The organism is Halobacillus halophilus DSM 2266, assembly GCF_000284515.1.
GTDB lineage: Bacteria > Bacillota > Bacilli > Bacillales > Halobacillaceae > Halobacillus > Halobacillus halophilus.
Window position 1 is genome coordinate 509049 of record NC_017668.1, and the last position, 26206, is coordinate 535254.

23 protein-coding genes are annotated in these 26206 nt (G+C 43.1%); 19 read left to right on the forward strand and 4 right to left on the reverse strand.

Translation table 11 applies throughout. The features are described from left to right. Positions 1 to 13: 13 nt before the first annotated feature. The 9 genes from HBHAL_RS02610 to HBHAL_RS02650 all read left to right on the forward strand — a co-directional run bounded on the left by HBHAL_RS02610 (position 14) and on the right by HBHAL_RS02650 (position 10292). Positions 14 to 781, forward strand: a complete 768-nt coding sequence (locus tag HBHAL_RS02610; protein WP_014641775.1) for an IclR family transcriptional regulator — start codon at positions 14 to 16, stop codon at positions 779 to 781. Positions 782 to 904: 123 nt separating this feature from the next. Then, positions 905 to 1540 carry a bifunctional 4-hydroxy-2-oxoglutarate aldolase/2-dehydro-3-deoxy-phosphogluconate aldolase gene (locus tag HBHAL_RS02615; protein WP_014641776.1) on the forward strand — a complete coding sequence of 212 codons (636 nt, stop codon included), beginning with the start codon at positions 905 to 907 and terminating at the stop codon, positions 1538 to 1540. An 11-nt stretch (positions 1541 to 1551) separates the two neighbouring features. After that, positions 1552 to 2559: a 2-dehydro-3-deoxygalactonokinase gene (locus HBHAL_RS02620; RefSeq protein ID WP_014641777.1), complete on the forward strand. Its 1008-nt coding sequence runs from the start codon at positions 1552 to 1554 to the stop codon at positions 2557 to 2559. Further along, a complete protein-coding gene (dgoD, locus tag HBHAL_RS02625; protein ID WP_014641778.1) occupies positions 2556 to 3704 on the forward strand; it encodes a galactonate dehydratase in 1149 nt (382 codons plus the stop codon). The genes HBHAL_RS02620 and dgoD overlap by 4 nt, the downstream gene beginning before the upstream one ends. A gap of 297 nt (positions 3705 to 4001) precedes the next feature. Beyond that, positions 4002 to 5549, forward strand: coding sequence for a gluconokinase (gntK, locus tag HBHAL_RS02630; RefSeq protein ID WP_014641780.1), 1548 nt, complete (start codon positions 4002 to 4004; stop codon positions 5547 to 5549). 29 nt (positions 5550 to 5578) lie between these two features. Further along, on the forward strand, positions 5579 to 6931 hold the full coding sequence (locus HBHAL_RS02635; protein WP_014641781.1) for a GntP family permease: 1353 nt from the start codon (positions 5579 to 5581) through the stop codon (positions 6929 to 6931). An 840-nt stretch (positions 6932 to 7771) separates the two neighbouring features. Next, positions 7772 to 8749: a phosphotriesterase family protein gene (locus HBHAL_RS02640; protein WP_014641782.1), complete on the forward strand. Its 978-nt coding sequence runs from the start codon at positions 7772 to 7774 to the stop codon at positions 8747 to 8749. A gap of 533 nt (positions 8750 to 9282) precedes the next feature. Beyond that, entirely contained in the window at positions 9283 to 9849 is a 567-nt protein-coding gene (locus HBHAL_RS02645; RefSeq protein ID WP_014641783.1) for a TetR/AcrR family transcriptional regulator, read from the forward strand. Next, entirely contained in the window at positions 9846 to 10292 is a 447-nt protein-coding gene (locus HBHAL_RS02650; protein ID WP_087946031.1) for an OsmC family protein, read from the forward strand. The genes HBHAL_RS02645 and HBHAL_RS02650 overlap by 4 nt, the downstream gene beginning before the upstream one ends. Positions 10293 to 10415: 123 nt before the next feature. Here the strand turns inward: HBHAL_RS02650 and HBHAL_RS02655 are convergent, their stop codons facing one another. Both HBHAL_RS02655 and HBHAL_RS02660 read right to left on the reverse strand, forming a co-directional pair. After that, a complete protein-coding gene (locus HBHAL_RS02655) occupies positions 10416 to 11540 on the reverse strand; it encodes an MBL fold metallo-hydrolase (protein WP_014641785.1) in 1125 nt (374 codons plus the stop codon). Between the two features lie 24 nt (positions 11541 to 11564). Next, positions 11565 to 12341, reverse strand: a complete 777-nt coding sequence (locus HBHAL_RS02660; protein WP_041601523.1) for a sulfite exporter TauE/SafE family protein — start codon at positions 12339 to 12341, stop codon at positions 11565 to 11567. 514 nt (positions 12342 to 12855) lie between these two features. Between HBHAL_RS02660 and HBHAL_RS02665 the strand changes: the two genes are divergently transcribed. The 5 genes from HBHAL_RS02665 (at position 12856) to HBHAL_RS02685 (ending at position 19428) form a co-directional block, all read left to right on the forward strand. Next, positions 12856 to 13551, forward strand: a complete 696-nt coding sequence (locus HBHAL_RS02665; RefSeq protein WP_014641787.1) for a nucleotidyltransferase domain-containing protein — start codon at positions 12856 to 12858, stop codon at positions 13549 to 13551. Positions 13552 to 13856: 305 nt separating this feature from the next. Next, the gene (locus HBHAL_RS02670) at positions 13857 to 14648 is read left to right on the forward strand and encodes a DUF3100 domain-containing protein (protein ID WP_014641788.1); all 792 of its coding nucleotides are present in this window, start codon (positions 13857 to 13859) and stop codon (positions 14646 to 14648) included. 15 nt (positions 14649 to 14663) lie between these two features. After that, the gene (locus tag HBHAL_RS02675; protein WP_014641789.1) at positions 14664 to 15116 is read left to right on the forward strand and encodes a hypothetical protein; all 453 of its coding nucleotides are present in this window, start codon (positions 14664 to 14666) and stop codon (positions 15114 to 15116) included. Between the two features lie 135 nt (positions 15117 to 15251). Further along, positions 15252 to 16544 carry a Zn-dependent hydrolase gene (locus tag HBHAL_RS02680; RefSeq protein WP_014641790.1) on the forward strand — a complete coding sequence of 431 codons (1293 nt, stop codon included), beginning with the start codon at positions 15252 to 15254 and terminating at the stop codon, positions 16542 to 16544. Positions 16545 to 17406: 862 nt separating this feature from the next. Then, positions 17407 to 19428 carry a penicillin-binding transpeptidase domain-containing protein gene (locus tag HBHAL_RS02685; RefSeq protein ID WP_014641791.1) on the forward strand — a complete coding sequence of 674 codons (2022 nt, stop codon included), beginning with the start codon at positions 17407 to 17409 and terminating at the stop codon, positions 19426 to 19428. A gap of 79 nt (positions 19429 to 19507) precedes the next feature. On the opposite strand, the gene HBHAL_RS21070 is transcribed toward HBHAL_RS02685, so the two are convergent. Beyond that, the gene (locus HBHAL_RS21070; protein ID WP_014641792.1) at positions 19508 to 19687 is read right to left on the reverse strand and encodes a hypothetical protein; all 180 of its coding nucleotides are present in this window, start codon (positions 19685 to 19687) and stop codon (positions 19508 to 19510) included. A gap of 319 nt (positions 19688 to 20006) precedes the next feature. Between HBHAL_RS21070 and HBHAL_RS02690 the strand changes: the two genes are divergently transcribed. Then, entirely contained in the window at positions 20007 to 22061 is a 2055-nt protein-coding gene (locus HBHAL_RS02690; RefSeq protein WP_014641793.1) for a LuxR C-terminal-related transcriptional regulator, read from the forward strand. A gap of 18 nt (positions 22062 to 22079) precedes the next feature. On the opposite strand, the gene HBHAL_RS02695 is transcribed toward HBHAL_RS02690, so the two are convergent. Then, on the reverse strand, positions 22080 to 22433 hold the full coding sequence (locus HBHAL_RS02695; protein ID WP_051005585.1) for a DUF4870 domain-containing protein: 354 nt from the start codon (positions 22431 to 22433) through the stop codon (positions 22080 to 22082). 207 nt (positions 22434 to 22640) lie between these two features. On the opposite strand from HBHAL_RS02695, the gene HBHAL_RS02700 reads away from it, so the two are divergent. From HBHAL_RS02700 to HBHAL_RS02715, 4 genes are all read left to right on the forward strand, one after another. Then, on the forward strand, positions 22641 to 23468 hold the full coding sequence (locus HBHAL_RS02700) for a hypothetical protein (protein ID WP_014641795.1): 828 nt from the start codon (positions 22641 to 22643) through the stop codon (positions 23466 to 23468). A gap of 526 nt (positions 23469 to 23994) precedes the next feature. Continuing rightward, positions 23995 to 24507 carry a diaminobutyrate acetyltransferase gene (gene ectA, locus HBHAL_RS02705; protein WP_014641796.1) on the forward strand — a complete coding sequence of 171 codons (513 nt, stop codon included), beginning with the start codon at positions 23995 to 23997 and terminating at the stop codon, positions 24505 to 24507. Positions 24508 to 24522: 15 nt separating this feature from the next. Beyond that, positions 24523 to 25812 carry a diaminobutyrate--2-oxoglutarate transaminase gene (gene ectB / locus HBHAL_RS02710; protein ID WP_014641797.1) on the forward strand — a complete coding sequence of 430 codons (1290 nt, stop codon included), beginning with the start codon at positions 24523 to 24525 and terminating at the stop codon, positions 25810 to 25812. Continuing rightward, positions 25809 to 26201, forward strand: a complete 393-nt coding sequence (locus tag HBHAL_RS02715; RefSeq protein WP_014641798.1) for an ectoine synthase — start codon at positions 25809 to 25811, stop codon at positions 26199 to 26201. The genes ectB and HBHAL_RS02715 overlap by 4 nt, the downstream gene beginning before the upstream one ends. Positions 26202 to 26206: the final 5 nt, after the last annotated feature.

The window sequence follows — 26206 nt, forward strand, 5'->3', positions numbered from 1 at the left end:
GAGGGGAATAAGAATGAGTGAGCGAACAGCATCCACCGTACAATCTGTAGACCGGGCTTTAACTATTCTTCAGCTTTTACAAGAGAACCCTGATGGGCTTGGAGTTACAGAAATTGCTCATCGTTTAGATGTGGCAAAAAGCACGGTTCATAGACTGCTGGCTTCATTAAAACAAAAAGGGTATGTCAGACAAGATGACATGCTTGAGAAGTATCGTCTAGGATTAAAATTGCTTGAACTTGGCGAGACCGTCTCGGAAAACATGGATATCCGAACAACTGCAAATCCTTATTTGGTTAAGCTCGCCCAGGAGACAGGCGAGACTATTCATTTAGGAATAAGAGAAGAGGCAGAAGTCATATATGTGGATAAAGTAGAGCGGTATGCTCCGATTCGTATGTACTCTTCCGTTGGTAAACGGGCTCCGTTATATTGCACGGGCATTGGAAAAGCCCTGCTCGCTTTTGCTTCCAATGAAGCAGAGGATCATCTAATGAGTACCCTCACACTAAAGAAGTTTACGCCCCATACCATTACGGATAAGGATAAGTTGAAAAAGCACCTGGGGCACATACGTGAACGGGGTTATTCGATAGATAATGAAGAGCATGAAGAGGGGATCCGTTGTACAGCAGCACCGATTTGGAATCATCGCGGCGAAGCGATAGCGGCTATTAGCGTGGCTGGTTCCACTTCAAGGATGACAGAAGAAAAAGTTGAATCTTGTACGGGCAGTCTCTTGCATACCGCACTTGAGATTTCACGTAGGCTTGGATATTGAAAAAGAGAAAGATAGTTGACAAAGACAGCTGGAATACTTTAGTTTTCTAGTAGTTGATCTTTTTTTATAATTATAAAATGGAACGATGTTCCGTAATGAGGAACGTTTGGAGAGGAGATTTTGATGACCGTACTAGAATTGATTGAAAAGGAAAAGCTGGTGGCCATTCTGCGGCTTCAAGATACACAATATCTCGAATCTATAGTGAAAAGTCTATATGACGGCGGCATTCGTATTGTTGAAATAACGATGAATACACCACGTGCACTGGAAACCATTCAACAAGTGAAGAAGCAATATCCGGATATGATCGTTGGAGCGGGGACTGTACTTGATGGCAGCTCGGCCCGCGAAGCTATTCACTCAGGAGCTGATTTCATGCTGGCGCCGACGTTGAAGGAGGAAACCATTCAAACTGGAAACCGTTATGACATCCCAGTGATTCCGGGCGTTTTTACACCAACCGAAGTTTTAACGGCCTACGAGTACGGGGCATCCCTGGTAAAGGTTTTTCCTGCAACTCAGGTGAATGCTCGTTATATAAAGGATTTAAAAGGCCCCATGCCATTCATTAATGGAATGGCGGTCGGAGGGATTTCATCATCGAATTTAGAAGAGTATTTGAAAACGGGCTGGCACTCCGTTGGGCTTGGGAGTGCATTGGTTCATCCAACATGGGTGGAACAAGAAGAGTTTTATAAAATTGAAGCAGCAGCGAGAGAGCTTGTGGCCATTCGAGATCAAGTCTTTAAAGATTGAGGAGGGACGTTATGGCAAAAATAATCATCGATTGCGGAACGACCAATTCGCGTCTGCGCCTGTCAGCAGGAGAAGAAGGTCAATTGACCGATGTTCTTAAAATAGAAGCCGGTATCCGAAATACGGCAATGGATGGAAATACAGATCGTCTAAAATCGTATTTGCAAGAAGGGATTCGGTCACTGGTGGAGCGTAATGGATTAGAACGATCAGATGTGGATTATATGGCGGCTTCGGGCATGATCACATCAAATATCGGTCTTTTCGAAGTTCCACATGTGACTGGACCTGCAGGGGTGAAAGATTTAGCTGCTCAAGCAAAAATGGTCAGGCTCGAAGAATTTTTTCATATTCCCTGTTTGTTTATTCCGGGTATGAAGAGTATCAGTCTCGAAGGAACGGCAGAAAGTAGTTCGATAGATGAGTATGATGTGATGCGCGGGGAAGAAGTGGAATCGATTGGGCTTTGGAATCAGCAGCGGCCGCATGGTGAAGGACTAATGGTTCTGCCAGGCTCCCATACGAAATTCGTATTTGTCGAAGAGGATGGGACCCTGAAGAAAAGTTACACGACACTTGCTGGCGAACTTTTGAAAGCGGTTCAATCAGAAACGATTCTGTCCGGCTCGCTTAAGGAGGAGTTGATTGAGTCATTCATCTCTCGTTACTTTGATGAAGGGTTCACATCGTGTGAGAAAGTCGGAGTCACACGGGCTTTGTTCCACGTTCGTCTCCTGGATCTGCAAGGTAAAGTTAATGCTAATGAACGAGCCAACTATATGGCTGGGGTCCTTTTTCATGAAGATTGGAAAGCTCTTAAACTAGCACTTTCAAAGCTGGATAGACTTGATTGGGTTATGGTTGGAGGTTCCAGTCCGCTCAGAGAATTGTTTGTTTATCTACTGCAAAAGCTTGAACAGGATTGTGAAATTCGTGAACTTGATGAAAAAAGCAGTGATATGGCCGCGTTTCATGGAGCGCTGGAAGTCATAAAAGCTTATGAGGAGGAACAGAAATGAAAATTAGAAGTTATGAACTATTTCAAGTACCGCCAAGGTGGTTATTCTTAAAGATTGAAACGGATGAAGGGATTGCCGGATGGGGAGAACCGGTGATTGAAGGAAGAGCCCACACAGTAAAGGCAGCCGTTGAAGAATTGATGGAGAATTTAATTGGAAAGGATCCTTTCCGAATTGAGGACCACTGGAATATGCTTTACCGCTCAGGCTTTTATCGGGGCGGACCGATTCTGATGAGTGCTCTTTCCGGAATCGATCAGGCATTATGGGATATTAAAGGGAAGTATTACAATGCGCCCATCTATCAATTGCTCGGGGGAGCCTGCCGTGACTCTATTAAAATTTACTCATGGATTGGCGGCGACCGTCCTTCTGATGTAGGCCAGGCCGCTAAAGAAGCGGTAAATACAGGATTTCAGGCGATTAAGATGAATGGAACGGAAGAAGTGCAGTATCTTGACTCCTATGAAAAAATCGATGAAACTGTGGAGCGGGTAGCATCCGTACGGGAAGCGGTTGGCAAAGGAGTAGGGATAGGAATCGATTTCCACGGACGAGTACATAAGCCAATGGCTAAAGTACTGGCTAAAGAACTGGAACCCTACCGCCCTATGTTCCTGGAAGAACCTGTGCTTGCCGAAAATAATGAAGGACTGAGGGAAATTGCGCAACATACGCATATTCCTATTGCTACGGGTGAACGAATGTTCTCCCGCTGGGACTTTAAGAATCTATTATCCGATGGATATGTTGATGTGATCCAGCCGGACATCTCCCACGCAGGAGGAATTACGGAAACTAAGAAGATTGCTTCGATGGCGGAGGCGTACGATGTAGCTCTGGCTCCGCATTGTCCACTTGGACCTATCGCTCTTGCTTCCTGCCTGCACGTGGACGCTACATCTCATAACGCAACCATTCAGGAGCAAAGCCTTGGGATTCATTACAATAAAGACAATGATCTGCTGGATTATATAAAAGACCGTAGTGTGTTTGATTATGAGAATGGTTTTGTAAAGATTCCACAGGGGCCTGGGCTCGGCATTGAAATTGATGAAGAGTATGTTAGAAAACGAGCAAAAGAAGGGCATAACTGGCATAATCCGATATGGCGTCACGATGATAACAGTATAGCTGAATGGTAAGGGAAAAAGGAAAGCCCTATTCAACGGGGCTTTCCTTTTTCAATGAAAAAATTTTTTATTCCGCCTTGAGATGGATGGAAATCCTTATTATGGGAGTGGACAAAGGATACGATCACGATTTTTATGAAAATTAGTTTCATAATCAGGGTTGAATTGAAAAAAATTTTATGTATAATCATTAGTGAAAGAAAAAAATTTCGTTAGCAAATCCAGCTTTTAAAAGATATTTTTTTCTGCGAATTGAAAGCGGTTACCGTTTAACTTATCAATCTAGCACATGTCGTGGAGGAAAATGATATGAAAAGAGAACTTATTGTCGCCATCGATATTGGTACAACTAGTACGAAAACATTAGCTTACGATCAGGAAGGTCGTATATATGCGGAGGTAGAAAAAGAGTATCCGCTCTATTCTCCTGAAGCGGATCGTAAAGAACAGGATCCCGATGAAATCTATGAGGCTGTTATTTATACGCTGACAGAGGTTTCACGCACGGTTAAGCAAAAAGGTAGAGAGATTGCAGCTGTCAGTTTCAGCGCAGCTATGCACAGCCTTTTGGCTGTAGACGAAGATGGACGTTTACTGACCAACGCTCTTACATGGGCTGATCAGCGTTCAGTTAAAGAAGCGGAAGAGCTGAAAGCGGGAAGAGGACATGAAATATACTTGCGCACTGGAACGCCGGTGCACCCGATGTCTCCACTTACAAAATTGATTTGGATGAAACGGCATGAACCTGAACTGTTTGCTAAGACGTCTAAATGGATTTCCCTTAAGGAATACGTTTTCTACAAGTTATTTAACCGCTTCGTCGTCGATCATTCCATTGCTTCAGCAACAGGTCTCTTTAACTTAAAGGAACTGACTTGGGATCAAGAAGCTCTGGAAACAGCAGGAGTTTCAGCGGAACAGCTGTCTGAACCTGTCCCAACGACAGAAATCATTCGCGGACTTTCCAGTGAACATGCTGAGGCACTGGGCCTTGACTCTGAAACCCCTTTTGTAATCGGTGCAAGTGATGGAGTACTTGCGAACATAGGCGTTGGGGCGATTACGCCTGGCTCAATTGCCTGTACGGTAGGAACAAGTGGGGCGATTCGAACAGTGGTGTCTGAGCCGGCGGTTGATCCCAAAGGCAGAACGTTCTGCTACGCGCTTACGGAAGATCAGTGGGTAATTGGCGGACCGATTAATAACGGTGGGATTTCATTCCGCTGGGTGCGTGACCAATTGTTTCCGGACTTACAAGAGAAAGCAGCTGCCAATGGGGAAAGTGCTTACGATGAATTAACTAGACGTGCCTCCAGTGTAAGTGCCGGGTCAGGCGGATTGTTGTTCTTACCTTATTTAACGGGAGAGCGCGCTCCATTCTGGGACGCAGACACAAAAGGTGTTTTCTTCGGATTGACGCTTGATCATGGAAGAGATCATATGATTCGCAGTGTGCTTGAAGGCGTCATGTTCCAAATGTATTCGGTAGCGCTTGCGTTGACAGAAGCGGGTGTGGAGCCGGTAGAATACCGCGCAGGCGGAGGGTTCGCACGCTCTGAGCTGTGGCGCCAGATTATGACAGACATGTTTGAAACAGACATGATCATTCCAGAAAGCCACCAGGGCTCATGCTTAGGTGCTGCCTGGCTTGCTATGAAGTCTTTAAACTGGATTGATGATCTCTCAAGTATCCAGAACATTCTTCAAACGACAGTGAAACACACGCCGATTGCAGAGAATGTACACACTTATCGCTTGCTAAAACCTATTTATTTAAGATTAGCCAGGAAATTGCCTGATGAATTCAGTGCTATTTCAGACGTTCAGCGAGAACTTATGGACAACCATAAATAAATATCTAATAAAGAGAGGAGAAGATTAAAATGGAATCGACAGCGGGGTTAGTGATTGTAGCCGTATTAGCGGTTGTGGCCTTATTATTTTTAGTTATGAAAACCAAGCTTCAAGCCTTTGTAGCGTTACTTACCGTCAGTATTTTAGTTGGTTTGGCCGTAGGAATGAATCCAGGAGATATCATAACAACAATTGAGGACGGAATGGGAGGTACCCTTGGTTACGTAGCCGTAATTATCGGTCTTGGTGCCATGTTCGGTGAAATTCTTCGTGTTTCAGGAGGAGCGGAACGACTCGCTCTTACACTAATTGATAAGTTTGGAGAAAAGAACATTAGCTGGGCACTTGGTTTAACCGGTTTTATTGTATCGATCCCGGTTTTCCTTGATGTTGCGCTCGTTATCTTAGTTCCAATGCTTTACAGTTTGACACAGCGTACGAAAAAATCTTTATTATACTTTGGTATTCCATTACTTGCGGGTCTTGCGGTTACGCATAGTTTTATCCCGCCGACTCCTGGTCCGATCGCCGTAGCTTCTTTGCTTGGCGCAGACCTGGGCTGGGTCATCCTATTCGGTTTCTTAGCTGGTATTCCGGCTATGATTCTTGCGGGACCAGTCTTTGGTAAGTATATTTCCAATAAAATTCATGTTGGAGTTCCAGAATATATGCTCGAACAAGTGAAGAATGTGGATTACGATCAAAAGAATCTTCCTAGCTTTGGAAGTGTTGTAGCGATCATTACCCTTCCCCTTGTGTTGATTCTAATCAATACGTTGTCAGGTCTTGTGCTGCCCGATGACAGCACGGCACAGAGCATTCTTACGTTCGTGGGTCACCCATTTGTAGCGTTAACGATAGCGGCATTGCTGACGTTCTACATTTTCGGAATTAAACGCGGTTATTCCAAGGAACAAGTACAGGAAATTACGACGAAAGCCCTTGAACCGGCCGGTATTATTATCCTGGTAACTGGTGCCGGTGGCGTATTCGGTGAAATGCTGATTCAATCTGGCATCGGAGATATTCTTGCCAATGCCATGGAACAGACGCAGATGCCAATCCTTGTATTTGCCTTCCTTACAGCTACAGTTGTACGTGTCGCGCAGGGTTCTGCTACCGTTTCAATGATTACAGCGGCTGGACTAGTTTCTCCACTGCTTGATACCTTTGATGTAAGTGAACCTATGCTCGGTCTACTGGTTATTGCAATTGCATCCGGTGCAACGGTTGTATCTCACGTTAACGACTCTGGTTTCTGGTTAGTAAACCGTTATTTCGGATTGACGGAAAAAGAAACACTTCAATCCTGGACGGTTATGGAAACCATTATCGGTCTTGTAGGATTTAGTGTTGCATTGATTCTGAGTATTTTTGTATAAAACAATGAAGAGACTTCCCGTTATAGGGAGTCTCTTTTTTGCGTTTTGGCTCTGTTAATCTACATATTGATTTATTACAGTTAAGCTTCCTTTTCTTTAAGACTCAGTTTCGAGATAAATGGGTCCTTTACGTTATATGGAAAAGGGCTGATGGGGAAATAACTCGCTTTCCTATGGGGGAACGGTGAGCTTCCTCGTCGTTTCACTCCCTGTGGGATCTCACCTAGTCCCTTCTCCCATGGGAGTCTCATCATTTCCCCACCAACCCCACTATAATGTTGCGAACGGACCCTCCCAGAAGATGAAAGTTCTTCTCCTTAATCTGCATTAAATGCTTTTATAACAGGCTATTGTGCATCGTTATACCCTGAAAATAGGTACAGAACCCCCTGGTCTAATTCCTTACGAGTTAAAGTGGTTTCGAGCTTCTGATTTGGCCAGGTCCGGAGGGGGATGATGAAGACTCCTGCGGGATAAACATGATCGGTGAGACCCCAGAAGTCGAAGACTGAGGAGGCTCAGCACATGCCCGCGGAAAGCGAATCATCCCCCGCAGGACCTTTCTTGTCATAAAAGTATCTCGAAACTGAGTCTTCCACAATCCGGCCCGATAGCTGAAAACTTCTTTGATAAAAGACCAAAAATAACTTTTAACATTGCTTTGTTTTTAATAGGGCACGGTCATCTTAAACTAATTCTATTAACAATCCATTGAATTTTCAGAAAACTATAGATATAGTGAAAGTATTGAAGCTGTTTTACTAAAAAGAAATGGCTTTTTTATTTGAAAACGACATACTATCCAGTTAGTATGTCAAAATTCCGGAGGTGAATGTTTACATGGGAATGGTAGAAACTGTACTTGGTCCGTTGGAGACAGAGAAGTTAGGGAAAACATTGATTCATGAGCATTTCTATTTTGGTTATCCAGGATTTCAAGGTGATATGACACTTGGAGGATTTGACTTTGAAGAGAAAAAGCGTCAGGGCATAGAAATTGCTGAAATGGTCCAACAGCAAGGGGTTGAAACAGTGGTGGATCCGACGCCCAATGAGTGTGGGCGTGACGTTCGGCTGCTCCAAGCTGTTTCGGAAGATACTGGGCTGAACATTATTTGCGCAACCGGCTTTTATTATGAAGGTGAAGGAGCAACTCCATATTTTAAGTTCCGCCAGCAGCTGGGAACGGCAGAAGAAGAAATTTATGAAATGTTCATGGAAGAGATTACGCATGGAATTGAAGGGACAGGTATTAAACCAGGAATTATTAAACTTGCCTCCAGTAAAAACGAAATTACATCTTATGAACGTATGTTTTTTCGAGCAGCGGTAAGGGCGCAGAAAGAGACAGGTATTGTGCTTTTAACACATACCCAGGAGGGAACAATGGGACCTGAGCAGGCGGCGTTTCTAATTGAAGAGGGAGCGGATCCTTCAAAAGTTGTGATTGGCCATATGTGCGGAGCAACCGATATAAATCAGCACTTACAGGTACTCAATCAGGGAGTTTATATGGCGATGGATCGATGGGGATTACAGGGCATTGTTGGAGCCCCTATGGACGAAGAGAGAAAGGCTGTACTCGCTGGTTTGCTTGCATTAGGTTATGAAAAACAATTGTTTCTTTCCCATGATACGGTCAATGTATGGTGGGGACGCCCTCCCGTTTTACCCGATCAGCTTATGAATCTGCTTCAAAACTGGCAGCCGGATCACTTATTTAAACGAGTAGTGCCAGAACTTAAAGAAAAGAATGCGATAACAGAAGAACATCTGGCACAAATCTTTATTTCGAATAGCTCTCGTTTGTTTTCATAAGCGATCAAGATTAACCCGGGGAATTCTTGTAGACATTCTACTATACAAGTAAAAGAACATAATTACAGAAAGCACATCCGATGATAGCTGAGTATCGAATGTGCTTTCAATTAATATACGAATGCTTCTCCTACGATGATAAGGAAAATAAACAATCGCGTAACCGTATCCTAAGCCGCGATATCCGAATCCCAAATATTCACTCTTGTTTGATAGTTGAGGCTTTCTAGCTTTATATCGTATGAGTAAGTATGAATAGGGGCTGTGTCACTTTCTGAGATAGAGAAATTGTAAGCTGAATTACATCATCGTTTACTTTCTTTGAATTCAAAATACCTAAATGTTACAGTTGTTTTGTACCAACCGGTTGGTTTTGAGGTTTTATCGTATTGGGGAATACAGATAAGTGATCGAACGTCAGGGCAATTCACCTAGCAAAATGGCTGCTCATATCTTCCTACCTTGAAAAGGAGGATAGGCGGTCGTGTTTCTGTACCGGCCAGTAGGTATAAAAATACGGATTGGGTGATATTGTGAGTGAAAAGAAAAGAGAAATCATTAGCGCTGCAGCTGAGTTAATTCACACAAAAGGTTATGAGGCCACAAAATTGAGTGATATTATGCAGGCTTCCGATATAGGAAAAGGTCAGTTCTATCACTATTTCTCTTCAAAAAGAGAGTTAGGTTTAACAATTGTGGATTATTATGCTGAAATGTGGGATCGGGAATTGATTCAAGGTGTTTTCCACTCTTCTTTTTCTGCAGAAAAGAAGATGGAAAACATGTTGGAATGGGCTGTGAATTATCATGTGAGCACTCAAGCACTCAGTGGATGCCCCTTTGGAAACCTGGCTATTGAAATGAGTGAACATGATGAAGAGTTTCGTCTTAAGATCAATAATCTGATCGATCAATGGATTAATCATCTTGCTGACGTAATGAAAGATTTACGTGGTGAAGATCAGGCTTTACAGCATGCTCGTGTTGTGGTTGCTCAAATTGAAGGTGGAATTTTGTTAATGAAAAATTATCAGGACATTTCCATCTTAAAAGATATTATTGCTATGATTCGATTAAACTACCTAGATAAAGGAGAATGATTCAATTGGCTAAAATGAACGAAAAAATATCAGCAGTGGCAAAAGGTATGAACACGAAAAGTACAGCTCGCGATCACCAGATCGTAATTGATGAGCCAGCAAAAATGGGTGGAAGCGACGAAGGTGCCAATCCTCTTGAAACATTGCTTGCTTCACTTGCGGGTTGCGAAAATGCCGTAGCCAACTTTGTAGCTAAAGAAATGGATTTTGATCTTCAGGGCATTGATTTTGAGATCAATGGAGAATTGGATTCCAGAGGAATGATGGGAGAAAAAGGTGTACGCCCTTATTTCCAGAAAGTTACGGTAAATGCTACCGTGCACACCAGCGAATCAGAAGAGCGTGTGAAAGAATTACAGGAAACGGTAGACTCCCGCTGCCCTGTTTATACGACACTTGAAGCAGCAGATGTTGAACTCACACCGAATTGGGTTAAAGCATAATTGTAGTTAAAAAAGCTGGAGCAGAAAGGAATTCCCTTCTGCTCCAGCTTTTTTAGTGTATCTAAGTTTTTTGACGAGTCACGTCTTTTCAAATCGCAGCGCTTTGGTAGTCAATGGCTCCGCTTATACAGCACAGCGGTTTGGACCAACTTCCATTTCGCGTTTTTCTTCCTGATCTGGATCTTTCTGGCCCATATTAATTTGACGGATTTCTTCATGACTATTCGGCTGTGGAGGCAGTCCATCCGTGACAAGATGTCTGAACTCCTCATCGTCTTCTACATTTAAACGGTCATTATGCTCATACAGCTCGGCAAGCTTCGCCTGAACAGTGCCGTTTTGATTAACTTCCTTCATAGCACCGAAATGAGCCGGCAGCACCGTTAAGTCCTGAGAAAGAAGCTGATAACGCTCATATAGTGTCTTACGCAGGTCATCCACCCAGTCATCGGCTTTTCCAGCCAGATCTGGTCGGCCAATAGAGTCTAAGAACAGAATATCGCCAGTGAGCAAGTATTGATTATCTACAATAAAGCTTGTACTTCCTATCGTGTGCCCCGGTGAATAAAAGGCAGAGATTTTAGCGGTATCGCCCACGGTAATCTCGGTCCCGTCTTCGAGTTTGTTATAGTTGAACGTTAAGCCTTCGTCATCTTTAGGCGGGAAGTAATAGTCAGCTTCGGTTTGGTCAGCTAATGTTTTTCCACCTGAGATGTGGTCGGCGTGAAGGTGAGTATCCAGTACATATTGAATGGATACACCTTTTTCATCCGCAAAATTCTTATAAGTGTCTGTCATACGGACAGCATCCACTACGGCAGCTTCACCATTGGAAATAACCATGTAGGATAGGCAGCCTTTACCAAGGCGAAGGAATTGATAAAGTTCTCCTCCTCCAGAAAGATCCCCAATTTTCATAGGTTCTAAATGTTCGCTCCAGGCTGTCATACCACCTTCTACATAGGTGACGTCCGTGACTCCAGCCTCTTCTAGCATTTCCACACCTTTTTGGGAGGAAATCCCTTTTGCACAAACTACATAGATAGTCTGATCTTTAGGAAGTTGCTCTTTTACTGAAGATGGATCGTTCTCGAGCTGTTTATAAGGGACGTTAAGACTGCGGACATTCTCGCCTTCAATGGCCCAATCATTGAAATCTTCTTCTTTCCTAATATCAAGAATGAATACTTCTTTGTTTGAGAGAATTTTTTGTGCCAGCTGTTTAGCTGTTAATGGTTGTAATGCCATAATTACCCCTCCAATTTAAAATCGTTAGAATAAAATATCTGACCATACTTTAATAGCTGTTCCTGCAATTAATAATGCTAAAATCCATTGCAGTACGTTTGTATTCGTGTTTTGTCCTGCTTTAGCTCCAAGCTGGGAAGTGAGGATACTTGCAACGGCAATGACGGCTGCAGGCAAGAGTGGAACATCTCCAGAAAACAGCTTACCTGTTACTGCTCCTACTGAGGAGATGAACGTTATTGCCAGGGAAGAAGCAATCGTGATTCTCGTCGGTATTCGAAGCATAACGAGCATGATAGGGACAAGTAAGAATGCTCCTCCTGCTCCCACAATACCGGCACCTATTCCGACAATAAAGGCAGAACCAGAGGCAATCCATTTATTGAATGAGATATTTTCCCGCTGCTCGTTGCTGGCTTTGGCAGGGATGAACATCATAACGACCGCTATCAAAGCTAATATAGCATAGATCAAGTTGATGATGTGTTCGGATAGATACTTTGCTCCAAAACCGCCGATGAGGCTGCCTATTAAAACAGCAATTCCCATATATAAAATCAGCGGTTTATAGAGTTGGTTTCCTTTCCGGTACCCGAGTGCTCCTCCAAAAGAAGCGGCTAATACTTGCACAGCTACGACGCCCGCAGCTGTATGGGCGCTGAATCCGCTAAACCCAAGTAAGGGCGGGATATAAAGAAGCATTGGATAATTGACAATAGCGCCTCCTATACCAACAAGTCCAGATAGGAAGGAGCCTGCCAGACCAATAATAAATACTGTAATTAAAAAAGCCGCACTCATAACAATCATCACCTCACCCAGCATAGCTTACATTTGTTTATTTACTTATCCCCTCACATAGTATGGGTACCACCACAGGTATTTAGTTAAACGAAAAAATTAATGTAAAAACAGAAGGTCAGTAAAAACTCCCTTTATTTACCACCTCAGGTCATCCAGTAAAAGGAATTTCTTGAGGTGTACATTCTGGTGGTTATATTTATTCTTCACAGGTATCCAGTGAAGTAACCAAACTAACTATAGGGATGTTAAATAAGTTAAAGGATCAATCCAGCTTAGTCGAAGAATAGACTATTATCTATGCAAGCCAATTGAAGTGGAAGTATTCTATGGAAATAATGTGAGAACCGGTAAATCAATATTTTAGAACCAATTTTCATTATCCGGGCTATTTAATAATCTCAATTCACTAATTTAGCCCTTACGGCTCACCGAACACTGCCCTGCCTTCTGAATATCATATTGATGAACATATTTGCGTTTTCAAAAAATGCACAAAAGGTGGGAAGATCCCTTGAAAAGAGATGCCTTTCACACAGCCCGCGCATTTATTGATTTATATTTTCCGGCTTGCCAGATTGCTGTACTCTCAGGAAGCGTCGTTCGTGGCGAGGAGACGCATTCATCAGATCTGGATATCGTGATTATTGATCAGGAACCCTTTCGAAAATCGTATTATTATTGCGAATGGCCGATTGAAGCGTTTGTCCATAATGAAAATTCCCTGGAAGATGCGTTTTTTATAGAAACTCAGCATGGAGTACCCTTGATGACCCGCATGTGTGCGGAGGGTACGGTCCTCAAAGGGGGCAAGGAAGCTGAAAAAATTATAGAAGAAGCCCAAGGCAGTTTATTAGAAGGCCCTAGTGCTTTATCTCCGAGTAAACTGGATGAATTGCGGTACGCGATTTCCGACAAGTTGGATGATCTGGAGGGATCCACCATGCCGGAAGAAGATATTTATTCCGTCAGTGCGCTGATAGAAAGTCTGCACCAGTTTATCCTAAGAATCAATCAGAAGTGGGTAGGAGAGGGTAAATGGATGTATCGTTCTCTGAAAAACTATGACGAAGCTTTGGCTGGCCAGTTAACAAAATGCCTTCAATCCTTTTATACTCGTCAGGAAAAAGGTGAATTAATCAAGTTCGTGGATGAAATTCTGGCTCCTCATGGGGGAAGGCTTTTTCATGATTATTATGCCAGGTTTTAATGCAGTACGAGTGGCTGAACTATGTAAAACTTAGACAACTCAACATATTGCGATGTTGCAGATGCTCCAGTAGTTTGAAAGTGGCAGCTAAGAAATTTGTGCTGGATACTCATGAACTGTTAAAAAGTTAAAAGGATGATAAAACGCAGCAGGCTGGCTGCGTTTTTAATTTTGACAAAAACGTGCATAGCAGGCTCTTTTCAATTTTTAAATTGTGCGGTACGATACTCTATAATCTTTAGCGTTGTGATAGAATGACACTGCAACGAGTGAAAGTAATAAAGTGATGTGGAAGGAGTGGTTGTATGAGCACTGGAATGGGCTCTGGACTATGGAAAGACTGGAGGCTTCATGTTCTTGTATTAATAACCGTCTTAGTAACGGAAGCAATCGGCACGTACAGTTTTACCATTGGCCCGGGTGTGGTTCTGCTGCTGCCGATGCTGTATGCGTTAATTATTGGTCTGATCTTGTATTTTACTCCTATTGTGAAGGAAAAGCAGTCTAAGAACGCTGAGCCGATTATCGTTCTCGGTGTAGCCCTTCTTTTGGCTAAGATTGGCGTTATCATTGGTCCGTCTCTGCCTCAGCTGATTGAAGCAGGCCCAGCTTTATTACTGCAGGAGTTAGGGAACCTGGGTACGATTCTTCTCGCTTTACCTGTAGCCGTATGGCTTGGATTAAAACGTGAGTCGATTGGAATGACGCACTCTGTAGCCAGGGAACCCAACGTAGGACTGATTATGGACAAGTACGGCATCAGTTCAGCTGAAGGTCAGGGTGTTATGGCGGTTTATATCTTTGGGACGGTTTTTGGAGCGGTATTTATGGGGCTGATTTCTGGCTTTCTGGCTACAGTGACCCCGCTTCATCCTCTTTCTTTTGCAATGGCCTCCGGAATCGGTAGCGGCAGTATGATGGCAGCAGCAAGCGGGTCGCTTATTGAAGCGTTTCCTGATTTAGAAAACCAGATAGTAGCATTTGCGGGAGCAAGTAATCTATTATCTCTTTCAACAGGCCTTTACATTAGTATTTTTATAGGGCTGCCCCTGACAGAAAAGCTGTATGGCGTCATGACTAGAAAACAGAAAGGGTAAAGGAGGAAGCTTGCCATGTTAAAAAATATTCAGGAATGGTCTTTATTATTAGTTATTTTTGGCGTAACATCCTTGCTTGGCAACTGGCTCGGATATGACATTATGCCTCTGGCTGCAGCCCCGGGCATGCTTGTTCTGGTGCTTGTCTGTCTGGCAGGATTTATCCTGCACAGGCTTATCCCTATTGAATTCCCTAGTGTCGCCTACATAGCGATTATCGGTGTGCTCATTTCCATGCCGTGGATGCCTGGCTCGGATTATATTGTCGCCTGGACGAATGAAGTTGAACTGCTGGCTCTTACCACACCTATACTTGCCTACGCGGGAATCGCGATCGGCCGTTCATGGACCGATTTTGTACGACTGGGCTGGAGAACTATCGTAGTTGCCAGCCTTGTACTGCTTGGTACTTTTCTTGGATCTGCGATGATTTCTGAGTTGATTTTAAGTCTTCAAGGTATTATTTAAGAGGGAATAGTTGACTATCTTGGAGTACTGCACGGTTCTAGTTCCGAAAATTCGCGTATTAGAGAATAAAGATAGAGTTGTCACGGTATTAAAGAAGGAAAGTTATATAAAAATACAGGGAAAGCGAGTGATCGTGTGAGTTCGGAATGGGATTTACATCGAGAATTAATCAAGGATTACGATAATCGTTATGATTATAATGGCGTAAGCGGAGACCGCCTGGCCAGGCGCCTGCATCTTCTGTCTGAGATTGGATTAACAGAAGATAAAGGAAGCATGCGCATTGGCTTTTCTCAAGAAGAGAAGCAGGCTAAAGAGCTGGCCATCGAGTGGATGAAGGAAGCGGGGCTTGCGATATCTAAGGATGGAGCTGGAAATATATTCGGTCGTTTAGAAGGTAAAGATCCTGAGAAACCCGCCGTTTTAAGTGGTTCACACCTGGATAGTGTACCTAACGGTGGCCACTTTGACGGACCTCTCGGAGTTCTTTCAGCTCTTGAAGTAGTTGAGGCGTGGAGAGCAAGTGGTTATCAGCCTGATGTGCCGTACGAAGTGGTTATCTTTTCCGATGAAGAAGGAGCCCGCTTCAACAGTGGTCTTACAGGGAGTCGTGCTATGACAGGAACGGCGGATATTGAGCTGCAAGGAGAACTTACTGATCAGGATGGAAAAAGCTTTGAGGAAGTCATGAATGGAATTGGGCTTTCTACTGAAACCTTTGCCGGTGCTGTTCGAAATTTAGAAGAAATCGAGACGTTTGTGGAAGTCCATATTGAACAAGGAAAGAGACTTGAGCAGAATAACCTGCCAGTTGGTATTGTCGAAGGAATTGCTGGACCGAGCTGGCTGGAATTTGATTTCATTGGAGAAGCTGGTCACGCCGGCAATACGCCTATGACGGAGCGTCAGGATGCGCTGGTGGCGGCTGGAGAATTCATTCGAAATATTTATGATCTTCCAAGGGAATATAGTGATTCTGCTGTAGCAACGGTAGGTAAGCTGAATGTATATCCGAATGGAATTAACGTTATTCCTGGAAAAGTTGCTTTGAATGTCGATGTTCGTGATATCTTCGAAGAAACTAGGAACCAATTGATTGAACGGATTGAGAAAGAAGCGGCACGGATTTCAAAAGAGCTTGAGGTGGAATACCGCTTTCGTCAGACCTTGAAAGTAGATCCTGTACCGATTCCTGATCACTTAAAGGAAAAGCTGGGTCAGGCTTTAGAGCAGCACGGTATTGAGCCAATGGAGCTGCCAAGCGGAGCCGGACACGACGCTTTGATTATCGGCCATTATTTGCCTGTCGCTATGCTGTTTGTTAAGAGTAAAGACGGTGTCAGCCATACTCCGGATGAATGGTCTTCGCTGAATGATTGTGTCCAGGGAGTACATGTATTGAAATCGTATATCGAATCATTTTCTTAATCATGTAAACTATGGGAGTTCCCTTATTGGGGACTTCTTTTTTTATTTGGCTCTGTTAAACTTCCGTGTTGATTTTAAGGTAAAGCTCCCTTTTGTTAAAGACTCAGTTTCGAGATAAATGGGGCCGTTACGTTAGATGGATAAGGGTTGGTGGGGAAATAACTCGCTTTCCTGTGGGGGAACTGGTGAGCCTCCTCAGTCGTTTCACTCCCTGCGGGATCTCACCTAGTCCCTTCTCCCATGGGAGTCTCGCCATTTCCCCACCAACCCCGCTATAATGTTGCGAACGGACCCTTCCAGAAGATGAAAGTTCTTCTCCTTAATCTGCATTAAACGCTTTTATAACAGGCTATTGTGCATCGTTATACCCTTAAAAATAGGTACAGAACCACCTGGTCTAATTCCTTACGAGTTAAAGTGGTTTCGAGCTTCTGATTTGGCCAGGTCCGGAGGGGGATGATGAAGACTCCTGCGGGATAAACATGATCGGTGAGACCCCGGAAGTCGAAGACTGAGGAGGCTCAGCACATGCCCGCGGAAAGCGAATCATCCCCCGCAGGACCTTTCTTCTCATAAAAATATCTCGAAACTGAGTCTTCCACAATCCGGCCCTATTGCGTAATGAGGCTCTTATGAAAAATCAACATTAAACTTTAACAGAGCCTTTTATTTTAATAGTTTAGTAAACTTAAATACTATCTTAGAGTTCTTATAAGCAGATAGTTTCACTATAGATCCAAATAAAGAGGGTGAAATTTCCAATTGATAGGTTGGGATTCCCGCGTTATCGTCAGAATTTTGATATAATATCTACTATTAAGATGGAATTTGTCCTATTTTGTCTAGAAGGAGGCAGTTATCAATGAAGTGGCTAAAGGTTATTATTCTTTCTCTTGCTTTCATAGGTCTTGCAGGCTGTTCTGAAAACCCGAGTCCGGAAGAAACGTTCAAGGGCTATATGGCAGCGTGGGAAGATCAAGATTATGAAACAATGTATGGACTGCTGGGAGAGGATTCTAAAGAGAAGATAAGCGAAGCAGAGTTTACAGAGAGGTACAAGAACATTTACAAAGATATTAATGTAAGTGACTTAGAAGTTACATATAGTCTTCCTGAAGAAGAACAGGAATATGACCAGGAGGAAACTCAAACGTTTGCCTATAAGGCAAGCATGGATTCCATGGCCGGAACGATTAATTTTTCGCATGAAGCTGAACTTGTATTTGAAGAAGATGATGATAATGTGCCGTGGGCGTTAAAATGGAACCCTTCCATGATCTTTGCAGGAATGGAAGAGGGCGATACCATTTATCCAGAAACCCTATCTCCTGAGCGTGGAGAGATCTTCGGCAAGGATAGAGAAGGACTTGCCGTAAATGGTACCATTCAGGAAGTTGGACTGGTACTGTCTAGAATGGAAGGCGAGGAAGAGGAAGCGAAACAAGGTTTGTCAGAGATCTTGAACATCTCTGTGGAAAGCATCGAACAAAAGCTAAGCCAGTCCTGGGTAAAGGCTGACTCTTATGTACCTATAGGGTCGGTGGCCAATGATGATGAAGAAAGTATTGCTGCCATTAAAGAATTAGCAGGGACCCAATTTAATGAGATTGACAATGCACGTGTTTATCCACTGGGCAAAGCCGCCGCTCATCTGACCGGTTATGTGGACGATATTACAGCGGAACAACTGAAGGAGCGGGAAGGTGAAGGCTATACTTCCAATGATCAGGTTGGACAGACTGGTCTTGAGAGAGTGATGGAGCAACAATTGAGAGGCACACCGGGTGGAAAAGTTTCGATCTTAGATGAAAATAATGATGTGAAAGAGGTACTGGCCGAGAAGCCTGCTTCAGATGGAGAGGATATTACCCTTACGATCCAAACTGATGTACAGAAATCGGTGTATGACCAATTAAAAGGAGACTCCGGTTCTGCTACCGCGATCAATCCTTCTACTGGAGAGGTAAGTGCTCTTGTGAGTGCTCCGTCCTATGACCCAAATCAATTTGTCTTAGGGATGAGTCAGGAGCGTAGAAACGAGTTGACGGAACACCCGGATCGTCCGCTTGTGAATAAATTTACTAAAACCTATTCTCCCGGATCGACGTTCAAACCGATTACGGCATCGATCGGTCTGGAATCAGGAACAATCAATCCAGTTACAGAGATGTCAATCCCTGAGCGAACTTACAGTGAAGAAGGCTGGGGCGGGTATTCAGTGACACGTGTTCCAGGAGCCAACGAAGAGAAGCAGGTGAATTTGCGTGATGCGCTTATACGATCAGATAATATTTATTTTGCGCGTTCTATTTTAGATATTGGTGGAGAAACCTTTTTAGAGCAGTCGAAGGATTTTGGTTTTGGAGAAGACATCCCGCTATCCTATCCAATAAGCTCTTCACAGATTCTGAATGGAGATTCGTTTGGGAACAACGAACCGCTGCTTGCCGATACAGGCTATGGCCAGGGGGAAGTTCAGATGAGTACTTTACACTTGGCTATGACTTACACCCCTTTTATTAATGAAGGTACGATGCTAAAACCTGTCTTAATGAAGAATGAAGAGAATGGGCAGGCATGGCATGAAAGTATCATGAGTCCGGAAAAGGCGTCTACCGTACGCGAATCACTGCAAGCGGTAGTGGAAAATGAAAATGGTACAGGGTACGAGCCGCAGGTGGAAGGGCTTGAACTCGCAGGAAAAACCGGAACGGCCGAGTTAAAACAATCTCTTGATCAAGAAAATGCGCAGGAGAACGGATGGTTTATTGCGTGGGATACCGAGAATCCTGATTTGATGGTTTCTATGATGATCGAGGATGTCGAGGGTGGCAGCCACTACGTCGTTCCAAAAGTGAAAAATGTATTTAAGGAAATTCGCTGATTTCGGCTGTTTCTTACCTAAGATTCCCTCAGTTTTCAATGTTGAGGGAATCTTTTTTTATTATTAAGCTGGTCAACAATTAGTCATCGCCGCCACCAGAATCCCCGCCAATGTCAAATTCACCATCCATGTCGAATGAGTCTCCTCCAGATGAGTAGTATTTAGCATCCGGTTTCCCCAGCACCTGGTTTTTTCTTTGCTCATATGTACGTATGAATCGTAAGACAGAGAAACCGATCCCTCCAAATAGAGTAGTCATAATCAGGAAGTCAATTTGAACAAATAAAGTGATGCTGAGAGAAATTATGGCTGCGATTAATAAGAGGATTTCTAAATCATAGATTCCACTCTTCCTTTCAGATTGATCTGCTATCCAATATACGAATAGTAAATGAATTTGTTTCAGAATCTATAAGTTATTTAACGGGGAATTATCAAATAAATTACGTTCATTTGCTAAAGGGAAGAGAAAAATGTGGTAAATTTATAGTATAGAAAGAAAAAGGCACGACAGGTCTTTTTACCTTTTTTATGAAATGATAAGGCCTTGAAGTGTACTTCATAATGGAGGGCTGGATATGTGGTTATCCAATGCGGATAAAGAACTGCGTGAGGAAGAATGGAATACCACTCTTATGGAATTGGAAAATGACCAGTTTGTTGGCCGTAGTAGAGAATTGCAGCATTTTCGTGAATTTATTGAAAGCAGTAAGGACACTAAACGCATTTTACACGTTTATGGCATGGGAGGGATTGGTAAAACTTTCTTGATTCATGCATTTCAACGCCTGGCAGAACGCCTGGATGGAATGGTTTTCCTGGGGTTGGATAGTGAGGATTTTGCCCAGTCCCCTTCTATGCTTGCTGAGCAGTTATTATTTCAATTAGATGCTAAATTGTCCCTGAAACTCTCCAACTCTCATGAACCCCCTCTTAATCAGTGCCTGCATATGTTAAAAGAATCTTCTAAAAACCACCGAATTATTATAGCTGTCGATACTTATGAAAAGATAGGCTCACTGGACCGCTGGTTCCGTGAAGTCTTTCTCAGATCCCTCCCTGAATCGATTTCGATCATTCTTGCCGGCCGCCATCCTCTGACAGCAGGCTGGATGGAGTCACCAGCCTGGCGGTCCATCATAACGCAAGTGAAACTAACAGCCTTTACCTATGACCAGACTCGACTGTATTTGAGTAAGGCAGGCGTAACGAAACACTCGGAGATCCAGGACTATTGGCGCTTTACTAATGGGCATCCCCTTACCTTGTCCCTATCGGCAATGGCTTACGGCAATAAAGAAGATACAGATCATCATCCTCACGAAAAGCAAGAGATTCTCACCTATCTCACCTCAAAGTGGCTGAGTGAAGTAAACGACCCGGAGCTTCAGCGACTGTTAGAAGCTGCTGCCGTGCTGCGTCACTTTGATCAAGCTACCCTTAATTTCATTTTAGATGAAAGAACGACCACCACCGCATTTACCAGGCTCACCTCTCTTTCCTTTGTGAACCGCACCAATCATGGATGGGGCATTCATGAAATTATCAGATCAGCCATTGTATTAAATATACAGGAGCGGACACCTGAACACTATGAGTCTTTAAAAAGGCGGAGTGCTTCCTATTATCTTCAGCAAATAAATCGAAATCAGAGTTCTACCTGGGAGATTGCCGAATATTTTTACCATCTTGGTGAAGAGGTGATCCGCTCTGCATTTTTTCAGGAAAAAGACCAACAGAAAAAATATATTGAACCTGTCGGGGCACATAACTTCAAAGAGGTAGAAGAATATTTTCAGAAAAGAAACCGTTACGATCAAGACAGTGTAGCTCATTACTACAACCGGGAAACAGACACAACTTACCACTACTATGTATCCGCTGAACATAATCAAAAGGAAAATGATCTTATAGGAGCTGAGTATGTAAGAAAATTAGGATTCAACGTGGGCAGGATTGTAAAAAACGAGGAAGGGGACATGGTTGGACTTTCCCTTATAGTGCCGATTAATAAGCACACCATTGAACAATTAAAAAAAGAGCCGGTTTCCCGGGCTTACTTCAGCCAGTTATCCAAGGAAGAGGTAGAAGAATACCGTGTAGATGAAGATTCTTATGCAGGGTGGTTTATTCGGATGCTGGATTGTTTAAATCCGGAAGATAGTCATACACGGTCTTTTCTCTTGTACAGTTTATTTCCACTTTTATTGTCCGGGGGCAGAATCATCACTTCTACCCCCATTCCTTTCTTTCAGCAATTAACTCAGGCTTTTGGATTCGAAAAGGTTCCGAATGCTACTCATTATGATTTTGGTCCTGATCAGCCTTCTCCAACATTTCTACTGGACGTGAGAGGACCGCGTTTAATCCAGTATTTAAAACAATTTTCACAGACTGTTTCTCTTGAGAAAGATCATGTGCTTCATGTCGCAGACCGTCACCAGTTAACGAAACGGGAAAAAGAAATCCTGCTGAGTATTCACGGGGAACTTTCTAATAAAGCCATAGCCGAGCAACTGCATATTACTGAAATTACCGTAAAAAAACATGTGGGCAGCATTCTGAAAAAGTTTCAGGTTAAAAACCGAACCCAGCTCATGAAAAGAATTATGGAAATGTCTCCTTACCTTTAAGCTCCCCCAAGACCTGAATTAATGAGATTCCGGAGGCTTAATAATCGTATATTTTCCTATAACAGGAAGGGGTTTTTCTTCCCCTTTGGAGGCATTGATAATTCCCATGATCAAAAGAGCTAAGATTAAGAGGTTTCCAATAGGGAGAATGATCAGCCAGCCGAGAATAGGGACCACGGTTCCCACTGTATTAACGGCTAAAAGCAACAGAAACAAAAGAAAACCCTGGTTTCCATGATACATGGCAAATTTTGAGTCTTTAGCGGCCAAGAGAGGGAGGAAAAATACAAGATACGCTAAGATGGCAATGACCTTATTGTCTTCAATATCCTTTGCAACTCCGCTGTTATTTTTAACATTTTGTGAATCCATCATGTCGCCCGCCTTTCTGTTTAATGTAAATGCTGTACTTTAAAAGTAATACGGATGTTCACCAAAAGGAATTATACCTAGGTATAATTTTTTCGATGGATCCATAAAAACTATACTGGGGTATAATTTTTCTTTTCGTGTTTGCTTGGTAAGCTTAATGAGAAAGAGACGGACTGGTAAAGGCAATTAAAAAGGAGGGCGTCTTTAATGAAGCTGCCGGTATTCATTCGTTTTATCTCAATCGCCATGATGTTTATGTGGGTACTTTCTGGATGCGGTGGATCGGACAGTACGAATGAAAAGGAAAACAATGATCAAGCCGTAGAAGAATCCAGTGGAGAGGAAATGGATGAAGAAAACAGTACGGAGGAAGTAAGCGAAGTGACGAATACTAATACAGAAAGCAGTGAGGGGGAAGGGAGCGAAAGTACGGACACCGAAGCAGAGTGGGATGTGAGTAAACTCCAGCAAATCAAAGGGTTTACGGATATTATGGATAAGTTCTCTCTTATATCCTATTCTTTTGATTCCCCTGGAAGCAGTTTAAAGATTACGATGCAAAGAGTGGGCGAAGAAGAAGTGGATGGGGAGTTAACGAACCATATCAAAGTTAACATGGAAGAAGACGGAGGATCAGGAGAGGCTATAGAGCTGTGGGTAAGCAGTGAAGGTGAAACGAAACGCATGGTTGCCGGAGGAGAGCGAATGGAAGGCGAAATGCTGCAAATGGCAGGGCAATCCTATGTGATGATGCTCTTAATGCCTTTTAACATGACAGATCGCACGGAAGTGACGGATATCTTGAAAAACCAGACTGAATACCCGGGTGTGAAGGTATCAAAACTCGGCAAGGATCAGAAGACAATTGGAGAAGTGAAAATGGATACTTACACATATGAAGTGACAAGTGAAGGAGAAAAATCCACCTGGGAAGTCGGGGATTTAGGAGACTATCAAGTTATGACCAGCTGGAAGGTGCAACAGGACCAGGGAGATGCCAGCTTTCAGATTTCAGATTTAGAACTTCGGAAGTAAAGATGCAGCTCTTCTATCATAAAGCGTTTTTTTATAGGATTTTTTTAAAGCGTAGTATTTAACACTATTCAGGATCGGTAGAAGTGAAAAGAAAATCTAGTGATATCGGAAAGAGACTTCCTAGAAAAGGAAGTCTTTTTTTTGTGTGAGAGCACAAAGACTTATAATCTCAAAGTTTAAATAAATCCAATAAAAGATGTTCACAATTCATACTGAAACACGGTGAAAAACGTCCCCGCACCTGTTTAAGACCTTTTTATCAATTTAATAAGTTTTTTCATAAATAGTTCAAATGACCTGGATCCTATGTGTATCAAGGGTTTTCCGATGTGTTTTTTTAAGAAACAGAGGATAAGGACTTATGAGGCGCTTTGCTAAAGCATTGACACTAAAATTTACCATCAAGCACGTGTCATCACCTCATTGCCTAACAAACCGCTATTGAGCGGCTTTGACTTATTTGCGCTCCTTTATTAGTGTCTAATTGTGCACTTGCCAGAAATTTCAGAAAAAATAAGTTCTTGAGGTGATATCAATTCCAACAACTACAAAGGAAGTAAAAAAATATCAATTTTGTGAACCAGAGAAATCAGATGGAGCAGAAGTGTATGAAATGATTGAAAATATCCCCATTCTTGACTTGAATTCCTCTTACAGCTACCTGCTGTGGTGCGAATTTTTCAGCGATACCTCAGTAGTCGTAAAGGATGAAGGGAACACGGTTGGATTTATTTCAGGATTTATCCACCCCTCTTCACCAGATACCTTATTTATTTGGCAGGTGGCGGTAGCTGAATCGGAGCGAGGGCAAGGCCTCGCCACTAGGATGATTGATCATATTGTGGGGCGTCATGAAGATGTGAACTATATAGAAGCGACAGTTTCCCCTTCCAACAAACCTTCCCAACAATTATTTAAGGGTTTTGCCAAGAAGAAAGAAGTGCCTTGTGATATCAGTGTGTGTTTTGAGGAAGACGATTTCCCAGGGGATGACCATGAGCAAGAGAACACGTTTAAAATTGGACCACTAAAAAACTAGGAGGACCTACTTTTAATGACTAATTCTAATCAAAAAACGGACATGAGTGTTTTTGAAAATCTTGAATCAGAAGTACGAAGCTACAGCCGTAGTTTTCCAACTACATTTGAAAAGGCTAAGGGTTATCATATGTGGGACGGGAATGGCAACTCCTACATTGACTTTTTTGCAGGTGCAGGAGCCCTTAACTATGGACATAACGACGATGCTATGCAGCAAAAGCTGATTGAATATATACAAAGTGATGGATTGCTACACAGTCTGGATATGGCGACAAATGCCCGGGCTGAGTTTTTGAAAAAGTTTAACGAAGTTATTCTAGAGCCGAGAAATATGAGCTACAAAATTATGTTTCCTGGTCCTACAGGCACCAATACCGTTGAGAGTGCACTTAAAATTGCCAGAAAAGTAACCGGCCGTGAAAAGGTGGTCACGTTTACGAATGCCTTCCACGGCATGACGATCGGTGCGCTCTCCGTTACCGGAAATGCCTTTAAACGTCACGGAGCTGGAATTCCGCTAACATACAGCATGGCGATGCCGTACGACGATTACATGGATGGCTACGATTCCCTGGATTACCTTGAAAGAATGATTCAGGACGGCGGAAGCGGTATTGATCTTCCAGCTGCTATTATCCTGGAAACTGTTCAGGGAGAAGGCGGAATTAATGCAGCAAGCTTCGAATGGCTGAAAAAAGTGGAAGAACTGTGCCGTCGTCTGGATATCATGCTGATTGTAGATGACGTGCAGGCAGGATGCGGGCGCACAGGTACATTCTTTAGTTTTGAAAAAGCAGGAATTTCACCAGATGTAGTGTGCCTGTCCAAGTCGATCAGTGGAAGCGGACTGCCCATGGCGATTACCTTGATCAAGCCTGAGTATGACCAGTGGGGTCCAGGTGAACACAACGGTACATTCCGTGGGAACAACCTGGCCTTCGTTACAGCAACAGAGGCATTAGATTATTGGAAAACGAATGAATTCAGCGAATCGATCGAAGAGAAGAGTGGACTTTTCCAAAAACGCCTGTACCAGTTTGTAAAAGATTATCCGGAACTGGAAGGTGAGGTTCGCGGGCGCGGATTGATGCTCGGGATCGCCAGTAAAAAAGAAGGACTGGCAGGGCAAATTGCCGCTGAATCCTTCAAAAAGGGTCTGATTATTGAAACATCCGGACCAGATGATGAAGTCCTTAAGATGCTGCCTCCTTTAATAATCGACGAAGAAGGTATCTCTAAAGGTTTAGATATTATTGAAGAAAGCATAAAAGCCGTGCTAGGCAAGGAGGAAGCAAAAGTATGAATGTAGTAAAACTTGAAGATCTAATCGGAACAGAACGCGAAGTAAAAGACGATAATTGGAAAAGCCGAAGGTTCCTTCTAAAGGATGATAATGTAGGCTTCAGCCTTCATGATACGGTGCTTTACGCCGGCACAGAAACGTATATTTGGTACAAGCATCATATTGAAGCGGTGTACTGCATTGAAGGAGAAGCTGAGATTGAAACGCTTAAAGATGGGAAGAAATATCAGATAAAACCGGGTACGATGTATTGCCTCGATGGACATGAGAAGCATTATTTACGTGCGAAAACGGATTTCCGTGTGGTTTGTGTATTCAATCCTGCACTGGTAGGAAATGAAGTACATGATGAAGAAGGTGTTTACCGCCTGCCGGAAGAAAGTAAATAAAAACG

What these genes read in the sequence shown, in the direction of transcription:
- HBHAL_RS02610 (WP_014641775.1), top strand. Translation starts at nt 14, where the DNA reads ATGAGTGAGCGAACAGCATCCACCGTACAATCTGTAGACCGGGCTTTA.
- HBHAL_RS02615 (WP_014641776.1), top strand. Translation starts at nt 905, where the DNA reads ATGACCGTACTAGAATTGATTGAAAAGGAAAAGCTGGTGGCCATTCTG.
- HBHAL_RS02620 (WP_014641777.1), top strand. Translation starts at nt 1,552, where the DNA reads ATGGCAAAAATAATCATCGATTGCGGAACGACCAATTCGCGTCTGCGC.
- dgoD (WP_014641778.1), top strand. Translation starts at nt 2,556, where the DNA reads ATGAAAATTAGAAGTTATGAACTATTTCAAGTACCGCCAAGGTGGTTA.
- gntK (WP_014641780.1), top strand. Translation starts at nt 4,002, where the DNA reads ATGAAAAGAGAACTTATTGTCGCCATCGATATTGGTACAACTAGTACG.
- HBHAL_RS02635 (WP_014641781.1), top strand. Translation starts at nt 5,579, where the DNA reads ATGGAATCGACAGCGGGGTTAGTGATTGTAGCCGTATTAGCGGTTGTG.
- HBHAL_RS02640 (WP_014641782.1), top strand. Translation starts at nt 7,772, where the DNA reads ATGGGAATGGTAGAAACTGTACTTGGTCCGTTGGAGACAGAGAAGTTA.
- HBHAL_RS02650 (WP_087946031.1), top strand. Translation starts at nt 9,846, where the DNA reads ATGATTCAATTGGCTAAAATGAACGAAAAAATATCAGCAGTGGCAAAA.
- HBHAL_RS02655 (WP_014641785.1), bottom strand. Translation starts at nt 11,540, where the DNA reads ATGGCATTACAACCATTAACAGCTAAACAGCTGGCACAAAAAATTCTC.
- HBHAL_RS02660 (WP_041601523.1), bottom strand. Translation starts at nt 12,341, where the DNA reads ATGAGTGCGGCTTTTTTAATTACAGTATTTATTATTGGTCTGGCAGGC.
- HBHAL_RS02670 (WP_014641788.1), top strand. Translation starts at nt 13,857, where the DNA reads ATGAGCACTGGAATGGGCTCTGGACTATGGAAAGACTGGAGGCTTCAT.
- HBHAL_RS02675 (WP_014641789.1), top strand. Translation starts at nt 14,664, where the DNA reads ATGTTAAAAAATATTCAGGAATGGTCTTTATTATTAGTTATTTTTGGC.
- HBHAL_RS02685 (WP_014641791.1), top strand. Translation starts at nt 17,407, where the DNA reads ATGAAGTGGCTAAAGGTTATTATTCTTTCTCTTGCTTTCATAGGTCTT.
- HBHAL_RS21070 (WP_014641792.1), bottom strand. Translation starts at nt 19,687, where the DNA reads ATGACTACTCTATTTGGAGGGATCGGTTTCTCTGTCTTACGATTCATA.
- HBHAL_RS02690 (WP_014641793.1), top strand. Translation starts at nt 20,007, where the DNA reads ATGTGGTTATCCAATGCGGATAAAGAACTGCGTGAGGAAGAATGGAAT.
- HBHAL_RS02695 (WP_051005585.1), bottom strand. Translation starts at nt 22,433, where the DNA reads ATGGATTCACAAAATGTTAAAAATAACAGCGGAGTTGCAAAGGATATT.
- HBHAL_RS02700 (WP_014641795.1), top strand. Translation starts at nt 22,641, where the DNA reads ATGAAGCTGCCGGTATTCATTCGTTTTATCTCAATCGCCATGATGTTT.
- ectB (WP_014641797.1), top strand. Translation starts at nt 24,523, where the DNA reads ATGACTAATTCTAATCAAAAAACGGACATGAGTGTTTTTGAAAATCTT.
- HBHAL_RS02715 (WP_014641798.1), top strand. Translation starts at nt 25,809, where the DNA reads ATGAATGTAGTAAAACTTGAAGATCTAATCGGAACAGAACGCGAAGTA.